19 protein-coding genes and 1 pseudogene are annotated in these 23,512 nt (G+C 61.3%); 9 read left to right on the forward strand and 11 right to left on the reverse strand.

The annotated features are described in order from the left end of the window. Positions 1–30 precede the first annotated feature (30 nt). From E3374_RS13040 to E3374_RS13050, 3 genes are all read right to left on the reverse strand, one after another. A complete protein-coding gene (locus tag E3374_RS13040; protein WP_136689398.1) occupies positions 31–1,755 on the reverse strand; it encodes a glycoside hydrolase family 97 protein in 1,725 nt (574 codons plus the stop codon). A gap of 419 nt (positions 1,756–2,174) precedes the next feature. After that, complete coding sequence (locus E3374_RS13045) at positions 2,175–2,963, reverse strand: IclR family transcriptional regulator (protein ID WP_136689399.1); 789 nt, start codon at positions 2,961–2,963, stop codon at positions 2,175–2,177. A gap of 113 nt (positions 2,964–3,076) precedes the next feature. Beyond that, complete coding sequence (locus E3374_RS13050; protein ID WP_136689400.1) at positions 3,077–4,162, reverse strand: Gfo/Idh/MocA family protein; 1,086 nt, start codon at positions 4,160–4,162, stop codon at positions 3,077–3,079. 336 nt (positions 4,163–4,498) lie between these two features. Between E3374_RS13050 and E3374_RS13055 the strand changes: the two genes are divergently transcribed. Both E3374_RS13055 and rdfA read left to right on the forward strand, forming a co-directional pair. Then, the gene (locus E3374_RS13055; protein ID WP_136689401.1) at positions 4,499–6,445 is read left to right on the forward strand and encodes an archaea-specific SMC-related protein; all 1,947 of its coding nucleotides are present in this window, start codon (positions 4,499–4,501) and stop codon (positions 6,443–6,445) included. 310 nt (positions 6,446–6,755) lie between these two features. Continuing rightward, positions 6,756–7,391, forward strand: a complete 636-nt coding sequence (gene rdfA / locus E3374_RS13060; RefSeq protein ID WP_136689402.1) for a rod-determining factor RdfA — start codon at positions 6,756–6,758, stop codon at positions 7,389–7,391. A 193-nt stretch (positions 7,392–7,584) separates the two neighbouring features. On the opposite strand, the gene E3374_RS13065 is transcribed toward rdfA, so the two are convergent. The 5 genes from E3374_RS13065 to E3374_RS13085 all read right to left on the reverse strand — a co-directional run bounded on the left by E3374_RS13065 (position 7,585) and on the right by E3374_RS13085 (position 13,724). Beyond that, on the reverse strand, positions 7,585–8,982 hold the full coding sequence (locus E3374_RS13065) for a signal recognition particle protein Srp54 (protein ID WP_136689403.1): 1,398 nt from the start codon (positions 8,980–8,982) through the stop codon (positions 7,585–7,587). Between the two features lie 302 nt (positions 8,983–9,284). Further along, a complete protein-coding gene (locus tag E3374_RS13070) occupies positions 9,285–10,469 on the reverse strand; it encodes a trans-sulfuration enzyme family protein (protein WP_136689404.1) in 1,185 nt (394 codons plus the stop codon). A 130-nt stretch (positions 10,470–10,599) separates the two neighbouring features. Continuing rightward, complete coding sequence (locus tag E3374_RS13075) at positions 10,600–11,676, reverse strand: threonine synthase (protein WP_136689405.1); 1,077 nt, start codon at positions 11,674–11,676, stop codon at positions 10,600–10,602. A 106-nt stretch (positions 11,677–11,782) separates the two neighbouring features. Continuing rightward, positions 11,783–12,514 (reverse strand): sporulation protein, encoded by a 732-nt coding sequence (locus tag E3374_RS13080; RefSeq protein WP_136689406.1) that lies wholly within the window; start codon positions 12,512–12,514, stop codon positions 11,783–11,785. A 106-nt stretch (positions 12,515–12,620) separates the two neighbouring features. Beyond that, positions 12,621–13,724: a DoxX family protein gene (locus tag E3374_RS13085; protein ID WP_136689407.1), complete on the reverse strand. Its 1,104-nt coding sequence runs from the start codon at positions 13,722–13,724 to the stop codon at positions 12,621–12,623. A 395-nt stretch (positions 13,725–14,119) separates the two neighbouring features. Between E3374_RS13085 and E3374_RS13090 the strand changes: the two genes are divergently transcribed. Continuing rightward, positions 14,120–15,379: an ABC transporter substrate-binding protein gene (locus E3374_RS13090; RefSeq protein WP_136689408.1), complete on the forward strand. Its 1,260-nt coding sequence runs from the start codon at positions 14,120–14,122 to the stop codon at positions 15,377–15,379. After that, on the forward strand, positions 15,376–17,163 hold the full coding sequence (locus tag E3374_RS13095) for a PDC sensor domain-containing protein (protein ID WP_136689409.1): 1,788 nt from the start codon (positions 15,376–15,378) through the stop codon (positions 17,161–17,163). Before E3374_RS13090 ends, E3374_RS13095 begins: the two co-directional genes overlap by 4 nt. A gap of 180 nt (positions 17,164–17,343) precedes the next feature. Here E3374_RS13095 and E3374_RS13100 read toward each other — a convergent pair whose 3' ends face one another. Further along, on the reverse strand, positions 17,344–18,300 hold the full coding sequence (locus tag E3374_RS13100) for a succinylglutamate desuccinylase/aspartoacylase family protein (RefSeq protein WP_136689410.1): 957 nt from the start codon (positions 18,298–18,300) through the stop codon (positions 17,344–17,346). Between the two features lie 100 nt (positions 18,301–18,400). Between E3374_RS13100 and E3374_RS13105 the strand changes: the two genes are divergently transcribed. Continuing rightward, positions 18,401–18,667 carry a DUF7536 family protein gene (locus tag E3374_RS13105; protein WP_136689411.1) on the forward strand — a complete coding sequence of 89 codons (267 nt, stop codon included), beginning with the start codon at positions 18,401–18,403 and terminating at the stop codon, positions 18,665–18,667. 64 nt (positions 18,668–18,731) lie between these two features. Here E3374_RS13105 and E3374_RS13110 read toward each other — a convergent pair whose 3' ends face one another. Further along, positions 18,732–19,946, reverse strand: coding sequence for a potassium channel family protein (locus E3374_RS13110; RefSeq protein ID WP_136689412.1), 1,215 nt, complete (start codon positions 19,944–19,946; stop codon positions 18,732–18,734). A 211-nt stretch (positions 19,947–20,157) separates the two neighbouring features. On the opposite strand from E3374_RS13110, the gene citZ reads away from it, so the two are divergent. The 3 genes and pseudogenes from citZ to E3374_RS13125 all read left to right on the forward strand — a co-directional run. Further along, positions 20,158–21,303: a citrate synthase gene (citZ, locus tag E3374_RS13115; protein WP_136689413.1), complete on the forward strand. Its 1,146-nt coding sequence runs from the start codon at positions 20,158–20,160 to the stop codon at positions 21,301–21,303. Positions 21,304–21,336: 33 nt separating this feature from the next. Then, complete coding sequence (locus E3374_RS13120) at positions 21,337–21,735, forward strand: type II toxin-antitoxin system death-on-curing family toxin (protein WP_136689414.1); 399 nt, start codon at positions 21,337–21,339, stop codon at positions 21,733–21,735. 219 nt (positions 21,736–21,954) lie between these two features. Then, positions 21,955–22,113, forward strand: a pseudogene (locus E3374_RS13125) (citrate/2-methylcitrate synthase); the annotation flags it as partial. 38 nt (positions 22,114–22,151) lie between these two features. On the opposite strand, the gene E3374_RS13130 reads toward E3374_RS13125, so the two are convergent. After that, positions 22,152–22,862 carry a hypothetical protein gene (locus tag E3374_RS13130; protein ID WP_136689415.1) on the reverse strand — a complete coding sequence of 237 codons (711 nt, stop codon included), beginning with the start codon at positions 22,860–22,862 and terminating at the stop codon, positions 22,152–22,154. 126 nt (positions 22,863–22,988) lie between these two features. Here E3374_RS13130 and E3374_RS13135 point away from each other — a divergent pair, with 126 nt between their 5' ends. Continuing rightward, positions 22,989–23,495 (forward strand): hypothetical protein, encoded by a 507-nt coding sequence (locus tag E3374_RS13135; RefSeq protein WP_136689416.1) that lies wholly within the window; start codon positions 22,989–22,991, stop codon positions 23,493–23,495. Positions 23,496–23,512 lie beyond the last annotated feature (17 nt).

Consider the following 23,512-nt stretch of genomic DNA (forward strand, 5'->3'; position numbering starts at 1 on the left):
CTTCTGCCCGCCATCGAAGGGTCTATCCTGTCACAGTGACAGGACGAAGCCCCCGTTCGCCGGGACATCGACCGACAGCGGGGTTTCGGGACCCAGGTGAGCCGTCGTCCGCTCGAGCGACCCGTTCTCGCCGTCCCGGAGCAATACCCCCTCCCGAGCGTCGTCGAGGAACGTCGCCGCGAGGTCGATCGTCCGTCCGACCCCGGCGACGATACAGCCGACGAACCACGCTTGGCCACGCCGACGTGCGAGTGTTGCCTCCGAGCCCGGTCGCCCACGGAGGAAACGCGTCTCGTCCCACGCAGCGGGGACGCGTTCGAGGAACCACTCGGCGTGTGGACGGGCGGCGTATTCGTCGATGTTGTCAGCGAAATGCTGGAGGCCGGACTCGAAGACGACCGACAGCGCGAGTTCGTGGCCGGCCGTCGTGTGACGGCTGTCGGCCGAGAACGTTACGGGGGTGTAGTCCATCGGCCCGACGACGTTGCGCGTGTACGGGAGCGCGACGTTGTGTTCCGGTGTCAACGTCGCCCATTTGAGGTGTTCGGCACCCTGGACGCCTTCGTAGGTCATGACGTTCGGCCACTTGCGTCGCAAGCCGAGCGGAACGGTCGATCCGTGGAAGTTCACCAGCAGTTCCCGCTCGGCCGCGTCGGCCAGGACCGCCTCGTAGAACTGTAGCATTCCCTGCTCGTCGCTGTCCATAAAGTCGATCTTGACACCGTCGATGCCCCACTCGCACCAGCGATCCAACAGTTCGCGGCGCTCGTCAGCACCGTGGAGGTCCGTCCAGTGTGCCCACAGGAACACCCCGACGTCACGTTCGGCGGCGTCTTCGACGAGGTCCGGAATCCATGCTTCGTCCCAGCCCTCGTCGACGAGGACGTACTCCCAGCCGCGCTCGGCGGCATAGGTGACGTACTCCCGCTGGCGGTCGACGTCGGTCGGACTCGCCGACTCGGACCACCACGACCACGCGACGCGACCCGGCTCGATCCAGTCGGTGTCCCCGATAGCCGGACCGTCCGACAGCGCCGGCACGAGGTCAGACTCGACGATGGTCCCGAGGTCGCCGACGATCGCCACCCGCCAGGGTGTTTCGAAGGTCCCCGTCACCCTGACGGGTCTGTCACCCGGTTCGGGACCTGGATGGACGAACGAGACGGCTGGATCCTCGGGCTGACTGTGGAGACGGGCCGCGTGATAATTAGCGTCGACGCCTGCTTCCGCCAGCAGGACCCAATCGTCATCGCGGATCTCGAACAGCCCCGGCGTACAGAACTCGCCATCGGCCATCGACAGGGGGACTCGCCGGACAGTAGCCTCGTGGTTGACCGCATAGGGAGTCAACCAGCCCGTCGCTCGTGTCGGAAGTTCGAACCCCCCGCGTTCGGCCCGGAGAAGGACAGAGCCGATTTCGGGCACTCGCCGACGGTAGGCGACGCCGTCGTCGCTGACGTAGACGTCGAGTTCGGCCTCGGTCCCGTCCGCGAACGTAGACGCGAAGGTCGTAGCCTCAGCTTCGTAGGTATGTTCGCGACGCTTGCCGTATGGCGTCTCGAAGGACTCCGCGACGTGCCGTTCATCTTGGGTGACGTCGACGACTTCTCCCGCCCCGTGGAGTGGTGCGTCCAGCCCGATCGGTGACGGGTGAACCACGGGTCGTCCCTCGCGCTCGATGGCGAGGTGCTGACTGTCATCACACAGATCTACGACGGCAGTGACGGACCCGGACGGACTCGACAACCGGTACATACAGACGCCCTCCCAGCGCTGAGAGATAAGCGTATCGCCCGTTGTGGACTCCCCTCTGTTTGCATATATCAAACGACTCGACTTTGATGACAGTGGATAGGGGTATTGTGGGACGACGAAATAGAATAACAAAGGTACTCGTGTTTTTATTGCTCCTCCGGACGTGGTCTTCGACCGTGGAAGGCGTCACTTCTCGCCGAGAGTGTACGCATCGAGGGAAATTGTCGATATGGAACTGCCGGGGATAGCAACCCTCGCCGGTTTCTGGAGGGTTCGAGGACGCCGAGGGAGCGACAAAGAGTATCGGCTCTCCCGCATCAGGTTCGTTCGAGTCGCCCCACTGTGTCGGACGAATATTGGTCGTCCGTCCAGTGTATTTTGTCAGCTAGGGTCGTCTAGATCGTCGACTTGACGAACTATTATTGTTCGTCTGTCCAGGTGGAGTACTTCGACGTGATCTCGACGGCACCGGCGATATTCTGGACGGTCCGTGGCAGTTCCTCTTCGAAGCGTTGGTCAGTGAGACGTTCCGTCGGGCCGGAAACGCTTATAGCCCCGATCAGGTCCCCCGAGACGGTGTTCACCGTCGTCGCCACACACCGGATTCCGTCGAACCGCTCTTCGTCGTCGAAAGCGACTCCCCGGGATCGGATCGATTGCAGTTCCGTCCGTAACGTCTGGAGTTCCGTGATCGTGTTCTCGGTATAGGTGGTCATGCCGGTCGCCTCGACGATTCGTTCGGCTTCCCCGGTCGGCAGTTCCGCGAGGAACGCCTTGCCGGCGGCCGTACAGTGCAGCGGTTCCCGCCCTCCAAGCGGAACGTGTGGCTCGGCCGCCTCGTCACCCATGACCTGATACAGTACGATCCCGCTGTTGTCGTGTTCGGCGATGAGCCGTGCCACCTCGCCGGTCTCGTTGGCCAGTCGATAGACGTCCCCGCGTGCCCGTCTGTAGATCTCCTCGCGTTCCCGAACTGCCCCGCCTAGCGTGAGAAGCGCGAGATCGAGTCGGTATTCACCTCCTTCCTTGCTCACGTACCCTTCGGATTCCATGGTCGAGAGGTAGTGGTGGGCCGTACTCTTCGACTCCCCGAGTTCCACACTGAGGTCAGTGACGGACATGCCGTCGTGTTCCCGAAGTAACTCCAGAATACGGAACGCCTTCCTGACCGATTTGATCGACCTGCCCTGGGTGTCTGACCCGCCCATATTGTGTCATATGAGCGTGGACGTAAATATCGTTCTCCGCAGGGATCGAGTCGTCTATTTGGGGGACAGAAAGATGAATCGGATCCCGTGACGTGCTGGTACGGCGGGAGTGTTCAGACCCGATCGCCGCACTCTTCGTAGATCTCGGATAGGAGCCCCTGGACTTCCAGTGCGCGGTGGACGTTACACCGTTCGGGCCGGGTACCGCTCCGGACGGCTTCGAGGAACGTCTCCAGTTCGGTACGAAAGGGGTTGTTCTGTTCCGTCATAATCTCGCTGTCGACGAAGTGGTCCGTGCCGACCGAACGCACCTCGTAGATCGTGAGATCGTTTCGCTGGTCGGGAACCGGTTCGACGGCGTTCAGCGTGTTCGTGATGTCGATCTCCGCTCCGGCTTTCTTGCCGAGGATCCGATAGGAATGGGTCGAACGCGTGTTCTCAGCCCAGGCGATCTCTAAGTTCGCCGTGCTCCCGTCCTCGAAGACGAGGAACGCGTTGATCGCGTCTTCGACGTTGTAGATCGTGCCCTTCTCGTCCTCACCCCACATGTTCAGATACGCGTAATCGTCGTTGTGACCGAAGTCCGACCGGACTGTCCCACTCACGTCCTCGATAGCAGCCCATTCGAGAAAGTCCAGAACGTTGTATAGGACGTGTGACCCGATGTCGATCAGTGCGCCGCCGCCGGCGATCTCCGCGGACGTATACCACGTTCCCCGACCGGGGACCCCACGACGCCTGACGAACTTCCCTTCTATATGCGTGACGTCACCGAAGTATCCTTGCTCGACGTAGCGCTTAGCGATCTCGACCACGTTCCGATACCGGTGGTGGAATCCCACCATACAGATAGCCTCCGCCCGTTCGGCTGCCTCCTCGATTCTCCGAGCGCTATCGAGCGTGTGTGCGAGGGGTTTCTCCAGCAACACGTCCAGGCCATGTTCGAACGCCTTTGTCGCGATCGCTTCGTGGAACTTGTTCGGCGTGGCGATGACGATCGCGTCGATGTCGGACTGCATCAGCGCTTCGGGCGTGTCGTAGGTCTCCGCATCGTACTCCTCGGCGAACGCTGTCCGTAACTCGGGATCGGCGTCGGCACCGCTGAACTCGTAGGGGAGTTCCGATAACGCTGTCGCGATGTTCTGACCGAGAGCACCCAGCCCGAGAATACCGATCCGCAGTCCTTTATCGTCGGCCATTGTGAACTTGTATCATATCCCGTGGAATAAGACTACTGATTCGTTGGCCTGCGCGGCGTTCCCTGACCCACCTGGAATATTCACCGTGGTACGATTGTATGTATTATTATATGTATTCAATTCTCTCGGATATTATACCCTATCGTCATCGCCACAATCATCGCTATCTGTGGGAGCGTACGTTCCCCAATCACGATCTTCTGGATGGGCGATGACGGCCGGATCGTGAGGGTCTTCAAACTGTTTATACGCGCCGTCACTCAGTGATTGGCGCCGTCGTCCACTCGATCGGAAATGCACCCAGGCGTTAAGTATTCACCTGCCCGATCCGGTCGTATGGATCAGGAGGGGTTCGCGAGCCGGGCGACACTGACCGTCGAGAACATCGGCGGCATCGACGAGACGGAGATTGAACTCGTCGAAGGGGTGAACGTGTTGTCGGGCGAGAACGCGACCAACCGGACGTCGTTGCTACAGGCATTGATGTGTGTGCTGGGCAGCGACGAGTTCTCGCTGAAAGGACATGCCGATCGCGGGCGCGTCGAACTGGCTCTCGACGGGGAGCGATACACGCGGGATATCTCGCGAGAGGGCGATCGGGTCGTGACGAGTGGATCCCCGTACGTCGCAGACTCGGAACTCGCTGATCTCTTCGCGTTCTTCCTCCGGTCGAACCCGGCACGGACGACGATCCGTACGAACGGTGATCTCCGGGAACTTGTCATGGAGCCAGTCGATACCGAGGCGATAGAGGCACAGATCGAGCAGTTGATGGCCGAGAAGGAATCGTTGGACGAGGAACTGTCCGAGCTGAATCAGCTGAAGCAGACACTCCCCAGCCTGGAACAACGTCGGGCACAACTCCAAAACGAGATCGATACCAAGCGAGAGCGATACGCGGAACTCTCCGACCGGATCGACCAACTGGATGCCGATGCCGAGGAGACACGAGCGAAGGAGAACGAACTCGACGGAAAACTGTCGACCCTCCGGGAGACTCGATCGGAACTCGCGACGGTACGCCAGGAGATCGAGACACAGCGGGAGAGTCTCGACTCGTTACGGCGTACCCGCTCGGACATAACTTCGGAATTGTCGGAGACGGAGACCGTCGCGGAGGAGCGATTGTCGACGATCGACGGGGAGATCGACCGGTTGCGATCGAAGAAGCAACGGCTCGAATCGGCCGTCAATGACGTTCAGAGCATCGTTCAGTTCAACGAGGAGCAACTCCGAACGGCGACAGCTGTCGATGGACTCGGGGAGGAAGACCGGCGAAGAGAGGATGACATCACGGAGGAACTTCTCGGGGAGTCCGAAGACGTCGTCTGTTGGACGTGTGGTTCGGAGGTCACCCGTGACGACATCGAGGCGACCCTCTTGCGGTTACGGGATCTCGTGAGCGACCGGATGGCCGAGATCGAACGTCTCGACGACCGCATCGCAGAACTCGCCGACGAGCGGCGTGAGATATCGGAGCGGATCGACCGACACGCCGAACTCGAGGAACGCAAGTCCAGGATCGCCGCGGAGATCGAACGACGCGAGGCGACGCTGGCGGATCTCACCGACAAACGCGACGGACTCAGCGAGCGGATTCAGTCGTTGGAAACGGCCGTCCAGGAACTCGAAGACCGGGACTTCGAGGAGATACTGGACCTGCACAGGGAGGCCAACGAGACGGAGTTCGAGATCGACTCGCTCGAATCTGAACGCGACGAACTCGAAGACGAGATCGCGACCATCGAGGATCGTCTGGACCGGGAACCCGAACTTGAATCAGAACGGGAGAAGGTCAACGAGGCGTTGACGGAGTACCGCACGAGGATCGACCGGATCGAACAACAGGTCATCGACAATTTCAATTCTCACATGGGCGAGATACTGTCGATCCTCGAATACGAGAACGTCGAGCGAATCTGGATCGAACGGGTCGAGGAGACGATACGAGACACTCCCGATGACCGGTCGGACCACCGCTTCTCGTTGCATATCGTCCGCCGGTCTGACAGCGGGACGACCTACGAGGACACGATCGACAATCTCAGTGAGAGCGAGCGGGAAGTCACGGGATTGGTCTTCGGACTGGCCGGATATCTCGTCCACAAGGTACACGAGACCGTCCCGTTCCTGCTGGTAGACTCCCTCGAGGCGATCGACTCGAACCGGATCAGCGAGCTCGTTGCGTACTTCGCCGAGTACGCCGAGTATCTCGTCGTCGCACTGCTCGAAGCGGACGCACGAGCGCTCGAGGACTCCTATACGTACATCACTTCGGTGTAATTCGAGATACCGTATCGAGAACGTCTACGACCAGTGGATCACGGAAAACGACTCCGACGTGACTACTGTCTTGTCGAAATCGAACTGTCGCCATTTCACCGTGGTCGCCCCGTGGACGACGGAACTCGTTCAGTCGACCAGCCCGCCGCATTCGGACTCGACGACTATATATTAAAGATTGATTATAGGTGGTAGAAAAAGTAAAAATACCATAATAATGCTCCCACTGGATTCGATCGAACGACACCAGTAGTCACCGGATGGGCCGGGTCAAAGTCTCAAGTACGTCCCCGGAGTATGTCGACTATCGATGGCCGACACGGACTCGAACACGGGCGGACGGCCGAACAAGGTGCGGCAGTTGATTGACCGGCACGAGTTGGCGGACATCGGCGACGAACTGGTGGCGGGGTGGACAGCCGAGGGCGACGATCACCGGAGCCTCCGGGACCTGGCGGACGCCTTCAACAGAGCCCTACTGGAACATCGACTCTCGGAAGCCGATCCAGTCTTGACGCGGATCGACGTCGAGAACGCGTATCGGCTCCTGACGAGTGCGGACGCCAGTCCGGGAGAACGAACTGAACTCCGGAGCACGTTGGAGAACAACGGTGTCGACGTCGCATCGTTGCGTGGAGACTTCGTCACCTATCAGTCGGTCCGGAACTACCTGCAAGACGTCCGTGGCGTCGAATACGACGACCACCGGGAGAGTGACCCGGCGTCGAGCCTCGAACACATCCGGAAACTACAGACACGACTGACCACTGTCACGGAGTCGAAAGTAGAAAACCTCCGGCAGAACGGCTCTCTCGAAGGGGGAGACCTCCGCGTCACGAACGATATCCGGGTGTACTGTCACGACTGTCGCAACCAGTACACGATAGACGAGTTCTTCGAGAACGAGGGCTGTGAATGCGCCGATACGGCAGAAGTACCAGAATAGATTATATAGAATAAATTTTAGTATTATGTCCTTCAGTCATTTGTTGTCGATACGGTGACGACCGAGAAACCGGTAACCGTGGAACCCTTTCGCCCGGAGTTCGTCGGTGAAAAGTCGGTATTCGACCAGAGACCGTCTGGTCCGTCCGAAACGATTGGCAGGCTAAGTCGTTCACGTTCGGCGAAGTCGATCGTCACCCGAACGGGTTGCCGCCCATACCACCCATGCCACCGGGGCCACCCCCCATATCGCCCTGGTCCATCTGTTTCATCATGCGTTCCATGTCGGCGTCACCCATGCCCTGGAACTGCTTCAGCGTTCGTTCCATCATCTTGTGTTGTTCGAGCAGTTCCCGGATGCGATCCTCTGGTTTGCCCGAGCCGCGGGCGATGCGCTCGGTCCGGCTGCGACCGATCTGGCGTGGGTTCTCGAGTTCCTCGACGGTCATCGAGTCCATGATCACCTCGAAGTCACGCATGCGCTCCTCGGTAACGTCCATAGCGTCGTCGGGGAGTTGATCCATCATGCCGCCGCCCAGTCCGGGGATCATGTCCATAACCTGATCGAGGGGTCCCATCTTGTTCATCGCCTCCATCTGCTTGCGCATGTCCTTGAGGGTGAACTCCCCTTTCATCAGGTCCTCGGGTTCCCAGTCTTCCTCTTCCTGGGTCTCCTCCATCGCACGTTCGACCCGTTCGGTGAGTTGCTGGAGATCGCCCATTCCGAGCAGCCGCGAGATGAATCCCGAAGGCTCGAAGCGCTCGACGTCCTTGACGGTCTCGCCGGTCCCGAGGAACGCGATCGTCGAGTCCGTCTCGTTGACGGCGACGAGGGCCCCGCCACCTTTGGCCGTCCCGTCGAGTTTGGTGATCACGACGCCGTCGATGCCGACCGCGTCCTCGAAGCGCCGGGCCTGCTCTTTGGCTTCCTGGCCGATTGCGGCGTCCAGAACCAGGAGGTTCCGGTCCGGATCGACGACCGACTCGATCTCCTCTAACTCGTCGATCAGTTCGTCTTCCAGGGCGTGGCGACCGGCCGTGTCGACGATCCGGACGTCGGCGTCTTCCGTGGCTTCCAGGCCATCACGAGCGATCTGGACCGCGTCGTCACTGTCCGGATCGCCGTAGAAGTCCACCTCGGCGCGTTCGGCCATCTGCTCGGCCTGTTCGTACGCCCCGGGTCGCCAGGTGTCGGTCTGGATGACAGCCGGACGGAGCCCTTTCTTCGAGAACCACCAGGCGATCTTCGCCGCGGTGGTGGTCTTCCCGGCTCCCTGGAGGCCCGCCAGGACGATCGTCTGGGGTTCGAGGGGAATCTCGGTCGAATCGCCGACCAGTTCGACCAGTTCCTCGTAGACGATGCGCAACACCCAGTCCCGGGCAGAGGTACCGGCGGGCGGTTCCTCCTCTACGGCCCGGGATTCGATGTTGTCAGAAAGCTCCATCACGAGATCGACGTCGGCGTCGGCCTGCAGGAGCGATCGCTGGATCTCCTTGACGACCGCCTGGACGTCTTCCTCGCTGATACGGGACTTCCCCCGGAGACCGTCGAGCGCCCCCCGTAGGGAGGATCCAAGATCGTCGAGTACCATTTGCCCGCGGCTACGCTGTGGCCGCGGTAAAGGCTTTCCGTCGGGGGTTGATCGGCGAGTAAAGTGATCTGTACGGTGTAGCGATACAGAGACTCACCGAACTGATCGTCCATCATCGGTACCGGCGTGAAACAGTCAATGTGAACCGCCTCGGAGTCAAGTGGTTCGAGACGCGAAGCCTCTGGTCATCTGCTCCCGACGCTCGCGCCGTTCACTGGTTCATGGGACAAAGTCCCACGCCCATCACGGACATCAAAGATTTCCGAACGACCCCGAGGCACTCGGCCTGTTCCGCCCGTAGATTACGGGAGGGCCGTCCGAAGATCCTCACAGAGGTCATCGGCGTTTTCGAGGCCGACGGATACTCGAACCAACGTCTCGGGAATCTCCGCCGAATCCTCACTACGACTGAACTCGTCGGGGATCATCAGTGACGGTACCTCAATAAGGCTCTCGACCCCACCGAGGCTCGCTCCCGGCGTGAAAACCGAAAGTCCCTCGATGAACGCCTCAAGTTCGACGAGAGTGCCATCGAACTCGAAGGACACCATCCCACTGTATCCCGACATCTGCTCGCTCGCAAGATCGTGTTGTGGGTGGCTTTCGAGGCCCGGATAGTAAACACGAGCGACCCGATCGTGACTTTCGAGGAACCGGGCAACTGTCATCGCATTCTTCTCGTGCTGTTCCATCCGCGCCGGCAGTGTCTTGATGCCTCGCGCAACGAGGTAGCAGTCAAACGGCGACAGCATGTTCCCAAACCCAACTCGCTGCGCGAACCCCAATTTTTGGAACACCTCACTGTCGTCGGTGATGACGACACCGCCGATCGAGTCGGAGTGTCCGTTGAGATACTTGGTGGTGCTGTGGACGACGATGTCAGCACCCAGTTCGAGTGGGGCTTGATAGTACGGACTCCCAAAGGTGCTGTCTACGGCGAACAGCGTCCCATTGTCCTCGGCGATGTCGGCTATCGTTTGGATATCGCACAACCTGATCAGGGGGTTCGACGGTGTTTCTGCCCAGATCAGGTCAGTGTCCACGTTGACTGCATCGGCGACGTTGTCGGGGTCACGCGCGTCAACCAAGTCGATGTCAACGTCGAGATGTCCGGCCATGTGTTCGACGAGCAGTTTTTCGGTCCCGCTATAGATGGTGTCCGAGGAGACTACGTGGCCTCCCGGAGGGACCAGCGACAGCATCGTCGTCGAGGTGGCGGCCATGCCGGAGGCGAACGCCAGTGCATGTTCACCGCCTTCCAGACGAGCCAACTGCTCTTCGAGGGCTGCCCGCGTCGGATTACTCTCCCGTGAATAGTCGTGTTCATTAGCGTCTTCCCCACTGGCCCACTCGAACGTACTCGAAAGGTGGATCGGCGGGATGACGTCGTTCGTTCCATCTCTGTGCGGGTGCGTCTCGGTTTCAGGTTCGCCGACTGCGATGGTTGCGAACCGACTCCTGTCGGACTGACTCTTGTATCGTGTCATGGGATACTCACCCGTTACAATTGGTAGAACGCTATGGGTAGATCAGAATATAGCGTTCACGGCTGATTCGCCGACATCGAAGTACAAGACAGTACCGGATCCTTCTCCGACGTGTCCCTGATCCCCCTCCTCAGCGGATTCGGGTCCCATTCCGCCCCGTCAGCGGCACCACGACCTCGTCACTATCGTCGATCACGTCCCACTCACGCAGCCGCTGTAACCCAGCCACCGCCGTCGCACTCGTCGGTTCGACGGCCAGCCCGACACCCGAGAGACGGTCGTGAGCCCGTTCGGTCTCCTCAGCTGTAACGGCAACCGCGTCGCCGTCAGTCGCGTCGATGGCCTCCAGAATCCCATCCCGACGCACTGGCTCGGCGATCTGGATGCCGTCGGCGAGGTCGTTGCGGGCCGCGTCACAGTCGTTCCCGCGGGCCGCGGCGATCGGCGCGACGCCGCTCGCCTGGACGCCGAACAGCCGAGGGATCTCGTCGATCCACCCGGCACGGGATAGTCGCTCGAACCCCTGATAGGCTCCGAGGAACAGCGTCCCGTGACCCAGTGGCGTCACCATCGCCTCGGGCACTTGCCAGTCGCGCTGAGCGGCGACCTCCAGGGCGAAGGTCGCTGTGCCCGACAGAAACAGCGGTTCCCAGGCGTGGCTGGCGTAGTACCCCTCACCGTCCTCGACGGCCGCGATGCACGCCTCGGTCACGTCCTCGCGGGTTCCTTCGACCCGCCGTATGTCCGCCCCAGTCCGCTCGATCGCCCCGAGTTTCCCCGGCTTGGCGTCGGCGGGGACGAAAATCTCGGCGTCGATACCGGCCCTGGCGGCGTAGGTCGCGATCGCCAGCCCCGCGTTGCCAGAGGAATCTTCGAAGACTCGGTCGACCCCACGTTCGAGAGCGTGAGAAATGACGACCGCAGCACCGCGATCCTTGAAACTCCCCGTTGGAAACAGGTGTTCGAGTTTGTACTGGACGCCGCGGTCCTCGGCCGCGATCAGCGGCGTCCACCCTTCGCCAAGCGAGACGTGGGGGTCGACCGGAAGGAAATTCTCGCAGGCCCAGAGTCCGGTATCACGGTCGATTTCTGTTGGCTTAGCTGGCAGTTCGGGATGCCCTCGCAAGTCGAACGGACTCCCGCACGCACATCGCCAGGGCCCCCCGACTGGGTACGTCCGTCCGCAGTCAGTACAGACGCGCTCCATGGGCGTTCTTCCAGGCCCGGGATCACGGATCTGTCGTTCGGGATTCAGCGGCGAATGTCAACTCACCATACAGTTGCTAGAGGATTTCCCTCCGATGGTGATGTGCTCAGAGTTGACGATCAATGAGATCTCTGAGTTGCTGTTCGATAGCTGCCGGATCCGTTGTGTCGACGGTGATGCGGTGCTGACTTTCGTCGGAACCGAACATCGACTCGCCGCGCTCATCGACTTCAACGACGACCGTGAGCGCGTCACCCTGGCGAACTGGGAACAGTTCAATCTCATCGAGCTTGCCACTGTAGGGGCCACTACGTGGCTTGTACTCGAATTCTTGTGCGAACGTTCCAGGGCCGAACGAACGGGCCTTGACGTTGTCCACCGAGCTGCGGGAAAAGCCGAGATTCTCGACAGCCTCGACGAGCCCGTCCAGATACGGGCCTGGACGCACTTCTAGGTGGTCTTTGTCCTTCGGATCAACTGACCAGTCGATATCTAATCCCGTATATATCCAGGCCTGTGTCTTGCCGATGGTCGGCGGCGTGGACTCGGGGATCTGGATTTCACCCGCGTCGATCGTGCGTTCCTCGCCGGCCGTGATCGTGAACTCCTCGGCCAGTGTCGTTTCCATAATTTTGCCAGTCGAATAGCTACTCCCCTCGTCAGTCTCGACCTCGTACCGTGTCATCACTGCAAGCTCAATCTCGTCGACCTCCTGATCGTCCGAGCCGCCTTCAATTTCGATGTGGGCCGAGATGCTGTCGCCAGGCTGGACCGTCTCCGTTTCGAGTATCGTATCGACCTCGGCTGACCCGACGCCGATGCGGTTGAGCAATCCCATGTGTCGTGGTCACAGCACCTGTGAGCTTAGTAGTGGGGGTCTCAGCAGTCTCTTCCTGCTGTGTCCCGCTTTCGGTGGATGGGCTCACGGATCTACCGTTCAGTGATCAGTCGGCCGACGTCTGGCGATTAGCGGCGCGCTCGAAGTCCGAATCGAGTCGCCGGCGAAGCGCGGGCAGCAGCGTCGCGTCCAGCGAGTAGCGACCGGCCCCGACCACGAGCAGTGCCGAGAGAAGCCCAAACAGCGTGATGTGGGCAAGCACCGGGTCGTCGGGCAAGCCAAACAGCGTCGTCGTCAGCATGAGGAAGCCGACGGCAGCACTGCCACGGGTGAACAGTCCCAGCAGGAATGCCACGCCGACGCCGGCTTCGACCAGGCCAGCACCGAACACCCACAGCTCCGGGGTGACGGGGACGACCGCCGTGAGGTCGTACTTTTCGACGACGGCCATCCCGCCCGCCGGGTTGAGCCACTTCTGGGTGACGCCGAGATACAGGAAGTTCACCCCGACGAAAAGCCGGAGCAGGGGTGCGACCGGCAGCCGGTCGATACCCACCTTCGAGAACAGTTCGGCCGGTGTCGCCAGGCCACGGGCGCGACTGACGAGTGTCCCCTCAGTGACCACCAGTCGTCGGAGCAGCATGTCAGCGCTCGGCTGGCCGGCACCGACGATCATGATGCCCAGAAAGCCCGCGATGTACTCGCTGGCCAGCAAGAGCGTGCTATCCGTGGTGAGGAGACCGAGATAGACGACCAGCCCGATCGCCGCAACGACGCGCGTCGCCAGCCCGAACAACAGGAGGAACCCGATACCGACCTGCAGGAGTCGCGCTTCGACCGGGAGACTCGGCGTGAACAGGTAGCCGGCGAAGCCGGCACCTACGAGCGGGAGCCCGACCGTCAGTCGTAGCATCCAGGGGAGGTATGGTCGGTAGGATTGCAACGTCTGACTGGCGACAGCGAGGTCCGGGATCGAGCCCGCAAACCGGAGATAGCCGACGATCACCAGGAGTGCGCCGATCGCGCCGCCGCCCAGGAGGGCGACGCTCTCCGGATCGGTGAAGACGGCGGCGAATAACTCGGCCACGCTGCCGGCGCTCTCCTCGTCGGTCACGTACTCGACGTGGGCGCTCGCCGGGACGGCCAGCATGGCCGAGGCCAGCACGGAAAGCAAGAGGGTGCTGAGCGTTCGTTCCGGTTTTGTTCGCATAGGACAGATTGGGTTCGAACGAGTAATACCGTTGGCTTCCCGGAAGGACGTGTCGGGGCCGAAACGAGCTACTGATTGCGTTTGTCTCTTTTCGATTCAATCAGGTAAAGTCCTCCCAATGCAGTGCGACGGGCTCGATCAGCCGATGGGGTCGGCAATCGCGTTTCCCGGGATGAATGCGAGCACCGCAGCGAGGGAGCTCGGAGACCAACCCGTAGTTGGTGATCGACGTGTCGGCATTCATGTGGTTCAGGAAGTACCCCCAATCCCACAGCGGTGTGAACGGATCGGCGCCTATCGGCGTCAGGGGTCGGGAAATTTATACGGCTGCTAATAATAATTAGAAATACAATCGGACCGACACTCTCATATGCCGGTGTAAGACAGCAGAACGTATGGGCCTTAGACCCAGCCGAAGACAGCTCCTCTCTGGAATCTGTAGTGGCGGGGTAGCCGGTTTGAGTGGTTGTGCCGGTTCCATTCCCGGTTTCAACTCGGGGGGAAGTGATAGACGCGAAGGACTTGATCGGACAATCAAGATCGGGACGATGCTTCCGCTGAGCGGTCCTCGAAGTGCAGTCGGGGAATCCATTCGCGAGGCCGCCGTGTTACCGATCGATCAAGTCCGAGACGACGTTGCTCTCACGTTCGAGCATCGATCTGTGGATACGGAGAGTGATCCGACGACGGCCGCCCGGAAAGCCACGTCGCTGGTTGACGAGGGATACCCGATGGTTACTGGTCCCCTCGATTCCGATATCGTTTTGCAGGCGACCCAACAGGTACTGATTCCATACAAGACCGTCTGCTGTTCTCCGGGAGCGACCACGCCGACGCTCACAACACTCAACGACGGCGGCTACGTCTTCCGGACTGCCATCTCCGATGCGATTCAGGGGAGCCTTCTCGCTGACACCGTGGCCAGGAAACTCGACTACGACACTGCAGGTACGCTCTACGTCAACAACGATTACGGATGGCAGCTAAGTCAGGCGTTTAGCCGCTCCTTTCGCCGGGATTACAACGGCACGATAACCGACCAGGTGCCCATCGAAGACACTTCGAACTCCTACGTTGATGCGATCGACCAGGCTACGGAGGGCGATCCCGACGCGCTCGTCCTCGCTGCGTATCCGGAGATGGGCGAAACACTTTTCTCCGATATGCTTACTCGGACCGACGCGGACATTCTCTGTACTGACGGCCTGCGGACCGGCGATATGCACCAGCAAGTCGATCGTTCACTCAACGGGATCCGTGGACTTGCGCCGCTCGTCGACGGTCCGGGAAGCGACGCTTTCGCCGAACTCTATACGAACGCATCCGGCAACGAGCCAGGTATCTTCGAGTCCTATGCCTACGATGCGACTGCGGTTCTCCTGCTCGCAAACGCTTATGCCGGTCAAAACGATTCCAAGGCGATCCAGAACGCCATTCGACGTGTCACGAACTCGGGTGGGACTGAGATCACTCCCGATACTCTTCTGGACGGTCTCCGCCGTGCAGCGCGGGGCCAGTCTATCGAATATCGGGGGGCGTCTAACGAAACGCGGTTCGATGAAAACGGCGATCCGACGGATACTACCTTCGAGTATTGGGCGTACGACAACAGTGTTGCCAGCGGAATCAGGGAACTCGATCGAATCAAACCATGAATCTTCCTTCGATCCCACCGACGTTCGTTCCGGAGTTCATCAGACGCCGGTACCTCGCAAAGTTCGTCATCGCCATCCTGTCGGTCGTCCTCGTGATTGCTGCGGTGGGGGCGATAAGTTACGTGGAAATCGACGAGACTGTGCGGGCAGACGCCAATGCACAACTTGAAACGACCGCGGAAATGCAGGCCGAACAAATCAGCTCCTGGGTCGAGTCCTTGACTGTCCAGACCCGCACAGCGTCCGCATCTCCTGTCCTACGGAACGGAGATCCACAGGAGATCCAGGGTCACCTCGTCGAAGAACAAGCACGGATGGGCGTCAACGTCCGGGCGATTCACTACATCGAGGCCGATACTGGGAACATTGTCACGAGCACGAACCCTGTCTATCGAGACAGGGCGCTGGATAGCCTCGAAGAACCATGGGCCGACAAGGAGTTCCGGAGTGATTTCGATCTTGACGAAGAGGTATGGAAATCCCAGCAAGCCTACGAATCGCCGACACTCGGCGATCAAGTCATGGCGTTTGCCAGTCCGGTCCCGGATCGGCCAGACCGCGTCGTTGTGATCATCGGGACACTCGAGTACCGGATCGAACAGTTACAACAAGAGAACTCTTCACAATCGACAGTCATCCTCGACGCGGAGGGTAACGACGTTTTCCAAGCGGCAGACGCATCGGTCGACAGCGGTGGCGATGCACTTGAGGCCGCACTCGGTGGGCGAGTGACTCGGATAAGCGACGGCGAGACTGTTCAGGCGTATGTTCCAGTCAGCAATACCCGCTGGGTCGCTGTCTCCAGGGTCCCGACTGAGGAAGCCTACGGGGTGGCGACCAACGTTGGACACAACGTCGTCTTGATGGTGTTGCTGAGTCTCGGAACGCTCAGTATCGTCGCAGTCGTTCTCGGCCGCCAGACAGTCGGACCACTGACAACACTACGCGATCGGGCAGCGAAGATGGAAGCGGGTGATCTCGGAGTCGATCTGGAGACAGACCGTGTCGACGAGATCGGTCGCCTGTATGACGGATTTGATAGTATGCGCAACTCGTTGCGCAAACAGATAACCGAAGCCCAGCAGGCCCGCAAACAAGCGGAGGTTTCCCGGGCGGAAGCGATGGAGATGAATGAGTATCTCCAGGACAAAGCCGAGGAATACAGCCAGATCATGGGCGAGTGTGCGGCCGGCGATCTCACTCAGCGGATGGAGACCGACGGCGAGAACGACGCGATGGATCGGATCGCGACCGACTTCAACGAGATGATCGGGGAACTCGAGAACACGACCGGCCAGCTCAGACACTTCGCCGACGAAGTCGAACAGGCGGGTGAAAGCGTCGAAACATCGGCTGAAAGCCTCCGAGATGCGTCCGAACAGATCGCAGAATCGATCCAACACATCTCTGATGACGCGTACAAGCAGCGTGAACGACTCGAAGATCTCTCGATGGCGATCGAGGATATCGTCGATCAGCTCGAACCGATCGCACGAGATACCGATGTCGACGTTCAGGCATCGCTCGATCAGCTCAGGGACGTGACCGAGACAGTCCAAGAGCTTGCCGAGGCAGTCGACGTGACCATGGCCGAATCCGAAAACGTCGCCGGTGCTGCCGAGGAACAGACAGCTGAACTCTCCGAAGTTTCACAGCGGGCACAGGACTTGACCCGGTATGCCGGACCGCTCAAGGACGTTCTCGATAGCTTCGAAACTGAATCGAAACACGAGTTCTATTTCCCGACCGGACCTGGTTCGCCAAGTGTAAACGAAGGTGAATAATTCGGCCGACTGTCTAACTTTCCCGGTTGAACTGCGCGAGTATCTCGGAATCGTCCGAAAATCAGATTTTCCCAATCACGAGAATCGTGGATTCTCGAACGATTTGACTTGCCGTCGGCTCTCAGCGGAACCTGTCAGCCCGAAGTGATAAATTTCGGTTGATTGCTGGAGTTGCTTTTCTCAGTACGAGTCCAGGTCAATGCCGACCGAGCAGACGTATTCGCCGGTTCCGACCTGTGGGAGTCGACGCGTTCGCCAGAAGATCCCCGAGGAGTCGGCGCGGACGCGTTCCTTGACCGAGCCGAAGATGTCGGTCACGGTGAAGAGGGTGTCGCCGGTGGTCACGCGCTCGCCGAGGTCGGGTTCGAACCTGACCAGTCCGCCCGCCGGGGCGCCGTACTGATCGAAGCTGTTCGCCCGCGTCTGTTTCTCCATCGGCGCCTCGCCGTCCAGGAAGTCGTAGTGGGCGAGTACATTCCACAGGCCGTCGAGTCCGGCCTGGATCGAGTCCTCGTCCCACCCGACGGCCCCGCCGAGTTCGGGATCGATCGTCGGGACACCTTCGTCTGGAGCCGCCCGTGCCAGTTGGCCGTCGGGTCCTTTCTGGTCGAGAACGTAGCCACAGCCGAAGGCTTTCGCGAGTTCGAGACACTCCTCGTGTAGGCGATGGCGCGTCCCACATCGAACACGCGTCTCGTCGATCATCCGGCTTGTCGAGCCCTGATGGAGATCCAGGATCAGGTCTGCCCGGGTGGCCTCTTCGAAGGTGGCGGCGGCGATGCGCTCGCTAGTTGTTCCCGTCTCCTCGCCCGGATAGGTCCGGTTGAGCTTCGTGTCGTCCAGCGGGTTGCGATGTTCGGCCACCTGGAACCCGTGGTAGTTGACGATCCCGACGAGCAGGATCGTCCCCTGGAGTTCGTCGGGATCGAGGTCGGGGACGAGGCGATTGAGGACGCCGACCCCGTTGAGTTCGTCACCGTCACTGGCGGCCTGCAGGTAGAGGGTGTCCCCCGTCTGTCGCCCGTTGACGACCGCGACCGGCAGGCCGACCGGACTTCCGTCTCGCGTCTCGCCGACCTGTAGCCGCCCCGTGTCGATCTCGCCCGGATCGGCACTGGCCGTGCCCAGACTCGTCATTGTGCGTTCTGGGTGGGGCCATCGCCTTGAGCGGTTCGATGTGGGAGAGCGGTGCCGGAAGGCCGGGACGTTCTTGACCCGGGCCTGCCAACTCGATGCCGTGTCCGGACAATCAGACGGCAAAGCCCGGTTGCTCGAGGCCCTCGACGTCCGGGGCCATCTCCGTCGGGGGATCGCGGTCGGAGTCGCCCTCGCCGTGGCGACGTACCTGCTGTTCGTCGCCGGCAGTAGCTCGCTCGGGACGCAGGCGTTGTACCTCTCGTTGACCGTCGTCCTCGCGTTGACCACTACGGCCGTCGTGACGACGATCCTCGTCGGGGCCGAGGCGTACAAACTCCTCTCCGAGGACGGGTCGGTCGACACGTGATCGAACGACTTTGCGGGGTGTGGCCCGTGTACCCGGTCGTCGGCTCGACCGGTCGCACCGCGGGTCAGCCACCGGTCAGTGCGGCCAGCCGTTCGGCCCCGCCGCGAGTCCCCTTGGCGATCAGCACGTCGCCGCCTTCGATCCCGGTTTCGGGACCGGGCGAGAGTTCCCAGTCCGTCCGGTGCTTGCCGGTCGGCTGGTCGCTCGGCCGCCGGACGGCAATGATGCGCATGCCCGTCTCGGTCTTCACCTCGAGATCCCCCAGTGTCGAGCCGGCGATGGTACTCCCTTCGGCGACGCGTTCACGGACGATCACCTCGTCGCTCTCCTCGACGGCGGCAGCGACCACGGGGTGGGTTCCGAGCCCACGGAGGACGCCCTCACTGATCTCCAGGGCGGCGTCGGAGATGACTTCCGTCGAGCGTGCCAGGTGGACCAGCCCGCGCAACCGCACGGGATCCTCGACCCGGCCGGCCGCCCGGAGCGTCCAGGCCTCGAACCGGGATTGCAGGGCGTCGACCTCGGCCTCCAGTTCCAGGACCTCCTCGGCGACGGCCTCGCTGTCGAACAGCACCGCGCCGTAGGCCAGGTCGACGGCGAGTTCGCTCATGTTCTTCATCAGCACGATCGAGTCGACCGCGCGTTCGAGGTCGTCGATGTCGCTCTCCGGCGGCGACGGGGGCTCGTACTCCTTCCCTGTCGTCGCCGCGTACATCGCCGCGATACCGTCCTCCGGACCGCGCGCCAGGAGCACGTCATCCGTCCGTAGCGTCGTCTCGGCCGTCGGATTGAGGAGCCACTCGCCCTCCCGGCGGATCGCGATGATTCGCACGCCCGTCGCGGTCTCGAGATTGAGGCCGCCGAGCGTCTCCCCGGCGTACGCCGAGTCCGGGCTGACGGTGGTCCTCACGAGCGTCTCGACCGCCTCGGGAAGGGTCGCCCGCATCGCTGCCGGCAGGCCGATGTCCTCCAGGACGACCTTGGCGATGTCGCCCGCCGCGTCGCTGATCTTCTCCGCCGCCCCGACCATTCCCAGGACCGGCGCCAGCGCCTCGGCGTCCTCCGGGTTGCGGGCGGCCATCAGCAGGCTCATCCGGGCCTGGAGATGGAGGACGTCCATCCGTTCCTCCAGGGCAAGGACCTCCTCTGCGATCTCGTCGCTGCTCAGAAGCACCGCCGAGTAAGACAGATCGATCAATAACTCTGCGGTGTCTTTCATCTCGGCCAGTACGTCCTTGACACTGACCGGCTCGTAGCTGACGTCCTCACCGTCGACCATCGTCTCCCGATTCACCGGCGCGCGCCAAAAGCGTTGCCCGACTGCCGGTCTGTCCACTCACACGGGCTCCACGGGCCGGCCCGTGGACGGACGTTCAATACTGTGGTCGATCGGTCCCGGGCGCACAACGAACGTCGAGATCGACAGGTGTCGCCGGCAGAGCCGGCCGGGAAACGGTAATGTTTTTCCCCGACGGACGGGAGATTACGGTATGTCTGAGCAGCTCCAGAAGGGACTGGAAGGTGTACTCGTCGCCGAGTCGTCGTTGAGCGACATCGACGGCGACGCGGGGCGGCTCGTCTACCGCGGCTATCCGATCGAGGACCTCGCCAGGAACGCCAGCTTCGAGGAAGTTCTGTATCTCCTCTGGGAAGGGAAACTCCCGACCAACGAGGAACTCGAAGGGTTCTCCGAACAGATGGCGAGCGAACGCGAGGTTGAGGAGGCGGTGCTCTCGACGGTTCGGGAACTGGCGGCCGCCGAGGAGAACCCGATGGCGGCCCTCCGGACGGCCGTCTCGATGCTTTCGGCCTACGACCCGGACGACTCGACGGGCGAGGCAGGCGACGGCGAGATAGCCCAGCGGAAGGGGCGCCGAATCACGGCGAAGATGCCGACGCTCGTCGCCGCCTACAAGCGGATCCGCGACGGCGAGGAGCCGATCGAACCGCGGACCGACCTCGGGCACGCCGAGAATTTCCTGTACATGCTCAACGGCGAGGTCCCGGAACAGACCCTCGCCGACATCTTCGACATGGCGCTGGTCGTCCACACCGACCACGGCATCAATGCCTCGACGTTCGCCGCGATGGTGACGGCCTCGACGCTGTCGGATCTGCACAGCTCGGTCACCAGCGCGATCGGCGCGCTGAAGGGTAATCTCCACGGCGGTGCCAACCAGAACGTGATGCGGACGCTGCTGGAGATCGACGAGAGTGACCTCACGGCCGTCGAGTGGGCCCGGGAGGCCCTCGATTCCGGCGAGCGCATCCCGGGGTTCGGCCACCGCGTCTACAGCGTCAAGGACCCCCGGGCGAAGATCCTCGGCGCGAAGTCAAAGGCGCTCGGCAAGGCCGCCGACGAGTACAAGTGGTACTCCTACAGCAGGGCCATCGAGGAGTTCATGGCCAAGGAGACCGGCATCGCCCCGAACGTCGACTTCTACTCCGCGTCGATGTACTACCAGATGGGCATCCCGATCGACCTCTATACGCCCATCTTCGCGATGAGTCGCGTTGGGGGCTGGGTGGCTCACGTCCTCGAATACCAGGCGGACAACCGCCTCATTCGTCCGCGAGCCCGGTACGTCGGGCCTGACGATCAGGAGTTCGTTCGGATCGACGAGCGTGAGAGATAGCGGGAGACATTAACCCGAGGATCCGGAAGACGCATGACCGATGAAGCGACTCTCCCGACACCGTCCGAGATCATCGAAATTCACGAGGAGATCGAAGAGTCCTATGGACTGAAATACACAGGCATCAGTGCTCACTTTTCGGAACAAACGCTCTCGAACGTCCTTTCTGACGCAGAAGAGTATGACAGTATTCATCTCCGAGCAGCGGCACTACTCAGGCGCCTCATCTCGGTGCATATCTTCGAGGACGGAAACAAGCGTACGGCCTGGACAGCCACGCGTCTCTACCTGGATCAATACGGTACGGAGCCAGCTGTCCGGGAGCCCGAACGGGTAGCTACTGTCCTCCGAAATATCCAGCGTTTCGATACCGAAGAACTCGCCAAGTGGCTCTCGAACGGGGAAATCGACGGCGAGAAACTGAACCGCTGATGGCAAAGAGTTATGCCACTACTCCGAGTAATACCTTCACGATGAGTTTGAGAGAATCACCGGACGACGACTCGGAGAGCCTCCGTGCTCGGGTCCGTCGTATCATCGACGAGGATCGGACTCTCTTCGACGAACTCGACGAGTAGCTCTTCTTCGATCTGTCCGGGACAGCAATATATCCCGGATTCGAATCGACTATGCGTCGGTGCTGTCCAGGACATCCCGATCGACCGCTATACGCCCATCTTCGCGATGTCCCGTGTCAGCGACTGGGTCGCCCACGTCCTCGAATACCAGGCGGACAACCGCCTCATTCGTCCGCGAGCCCGCTATGTCGGGCCCGACGATCAGGAGTTCGTCCGGATCGACGAGCGGTAGACCTCTCGCAACGCCCCGCAGGCCCCGGAATCACCTCGTCAGGCCGTCGAGTCGATCATCGTCGAGACCAGTTCGTAGTCGTATTCGGCTTCGTCCGGGCCTGCCGCGAGGCCGATCTCGAAGCGTGACGACCCATCGACCCGTCTTTCGACGATCCGGACCCGATGGCCGTCGGCCCCCTTGATCGGGACCGATTCGCCGTCCTGACTCGTCGCTGTCACGTCGGTGACGATCAGGGCGTGGCCTGCCGCGTCGGTGACGGATGCGTTTACGGGACCGATGGCGAACTCCTGGTCCTCCTCGGCGAGATCGACCGTGACCGGCTCCGACCGGCGACATGCGTCGGCCGTCGGTGTCGAGATGGGCGTCACCGTCGGTTTGTACGGTCCCGTATAGGTCTCTCGGAGACACGCCGTCATCTCGTCCGTGTCGGCGACGAAGACCACCTGGAGCGTTACTTCCAACGACTGCAGGGCGTCCGGAACGTCGCCGGCACGGACGTCGTACTCGACGGAAACGGCGACTGGCGTCGTCTCGGTTCCGGTACCGGCCGGGCTGTCCGTGCCGTCCGTCGCTTTCGTCGGGGTCGTCGTTTCGGTCGCCGGGACGGTGTCGGTTTCCGTCGGCGTCCTGTCCCCGGTTGGGGAGTCTTCGGATAGTTGTGGAGTCTCGTCGTTCGCCGTCGTCTGACAGCCAGTGAGGCCGAGGACTCCGGTGCCACAGAGGGCGAGGAACGTCCGACGGTTCATGATCACTCCTACCGCGGCCACTGAAAAGTGCTTTCAGAAAACTCAAACAACGGTTTGTGTTACCTCTCCCCGCGAGGATCTCTACTCGCCCGAAGACATATATTATATCAATCTTGAGTGATCGTTATGTCGAGCCGCCTGGTCCCCCTCCTGCTGGTCGTCGCTGTCGTCGCGATGGCTGGCTGTGCGACGACGAACACGCCGACGGCAATGCAAACGGCGACCGATATTCCGACGCCGACTGAGACCGCGACAGCCCAGACGACAACAGTGCCGACAACGACACCAACCCTATCCGCAACCCCGACGGCAACGACGACGAGCGAACCCACGACGGTTCCGAGTGGGGACAACGTCCCGGTCGTCCTCAGCAGCGTCGACGACGAGCCTCACACGCTGGACGTTGCTGTCACCAACGAGTCGGCCGTCCTCTTCAACGATACAGTCACGGTTGAGCCCGACGGAAAACAGACGGTCGCCACGCTGAAGGGACTGGAGACGACCTACCGGATTCAGGCGACGATGGACGGCGAGTCGATCGACGAGAACGTGACGCTGTATCCGGGACTACTCGAGAGCCAGATCAGGATCAACGATAGCGGGGGACTCGAATACGTGGATCTGGTCAATTAGCTGCTCGGCGATAGAGC

The organism is Halorhabdus amylolytica (genome assembly GCF_004944975.1).
Classification (GTDB): domain Archaea; phylum Halobacteriota; class Halobacteria; order Halobacteriales; family Haloarculaceae; genus Halorhabdus; species Halorhabdus amylolytica.

Excerpts from the sequence above, each read along its gene's own strand:
- E3374_RS13080 (WP_136689406.1), bottom strand. The coding sequence starts at position 12,514 with ATGGGATTGCTCAACCGCATCGGCGTCGGGTCAGCCGAGGTCGATACG.
- rdfA (WP_136689402.1), top strand. The coding sequence starts at position 6,756 with ATGGCCGACACGGACTCGAACACGGGCGGACGGCCGAACAAGGTGCGG.
- E3374_RS13050 (WP_136689400.1), bottom strand. The coding sequence starts at position 4,162 with ATGGCCGACGATAAAGGACTGCGGATCGGTATTCTCGGGCTGGGTGCT.
- E3374_RS13120 (WP_136689414.1), top strand. The coding sequence starts at position 21,337 with ATGACCGATGAAGCGACTCTCCCGACACCGTCCGAGATCATCGAAATT.
- E3374_RS13110 (WP_136689412.1), bottom strand. The coding sequence starts at position 19,946 with ATGGTCGACGGTGAGGACGTCAGCTACGAGCCGGTCAGTGTCAAGGAC.
- E3374_RS13130 (WP_136689415.1), bottom strand. The coding sequence starts at position 22,862 with ATGAACCGTCGGACGTTCCTCGCCCTCTGTGGCACCGGAGTCCTCGGC.
- E3374_RS13135 (WP_136689416.1), top strand. The coding sequence starts at position 22,989 with ATGTCGAGCCGCCTGGTCCCCCTCCTGCTGGTCGTCGCTGTCGTCGCG.
- E3374_RS13045 (WP_136689399.1), bottom strand. The coding sequence starts at position 2,963 with ATGGGCGGGTCAGACACCCAGGGCAGGTCGATCAAATCGGTCAGGAAG.
- E3374_RS13055 (WP_136689401.1), top strand. The coding sequence starts at position 4,499 with ATGGATCAGGAGGGGTTCGCGAGCCGGGCGACACTGACCGTCGAGAAC.
- E3374_RS13100 (WP_136689410.1), bottom strand. The coding sequence starts at position 18,300 with ATGACGAGTCTGGGCACGGCCAGTGCCGATCCGGGCGAGATCGACACG.
- citZ (WP_136689413.1), top strand. The coding sequence starts at position 20,158 with ATGTCTGAGCAGCTCCAGAAGGGACTGGAAGGTGTACTCGTCGCCGAG.
- E3374_RS13085 (WP_136689407.1), bottom strand. The coding sequence starts at position 13,724 with ATGCGAACAAAACCGGAACGAACGCTCAGCACCCTCTTGCTTTCCGTG.
- E3374_RS13070 (WP_136689404.1), bottom strand. The coding sequence starts at position 10,469 with ATGACACGATACAAGAGTCAGTCCGACAGGAGTCGGTTCGCAACCATC.
- E3374_RS13040 (WP_136689398.1), bottom strand. The coding sequence starts at position 1,755 with ATGTACCGGTTGTCGAGTCCGTCCGGGTCCGTCACTGCCGTCGTAGAT.
- E3374_RS13095 (WP_136689409.1), top strand. The coding sequence starts at position 15,376 with ATGAATCTTCCTTCGATCCCACCGACGTTCGTTCCGGAGTTCATCAGA.
- E3374_RS13090 (WP_136689408.1), top strand. The coding sequence starts at position 14,120 with ATGGGCCTTAGACCCAGCCGAAGACAGCTCCTCTCTGGAATCTGTAGT.
- E3374_RS13065 (WP_136689403.1), bottom strand. The coding sequence starts at position 8,982 with ATGGTACTCGACGATCTTGGATCCTCCCTACGGGGGGCGCTCGACGGT.
- E3374_RS13075 (WP_136689405.1), bottom strand. The coding sequence starts at position 11,676 with ATGGAGCGCGTCTGTACTGACTGCGGACGGACGTACCCAGTCGGGGGG.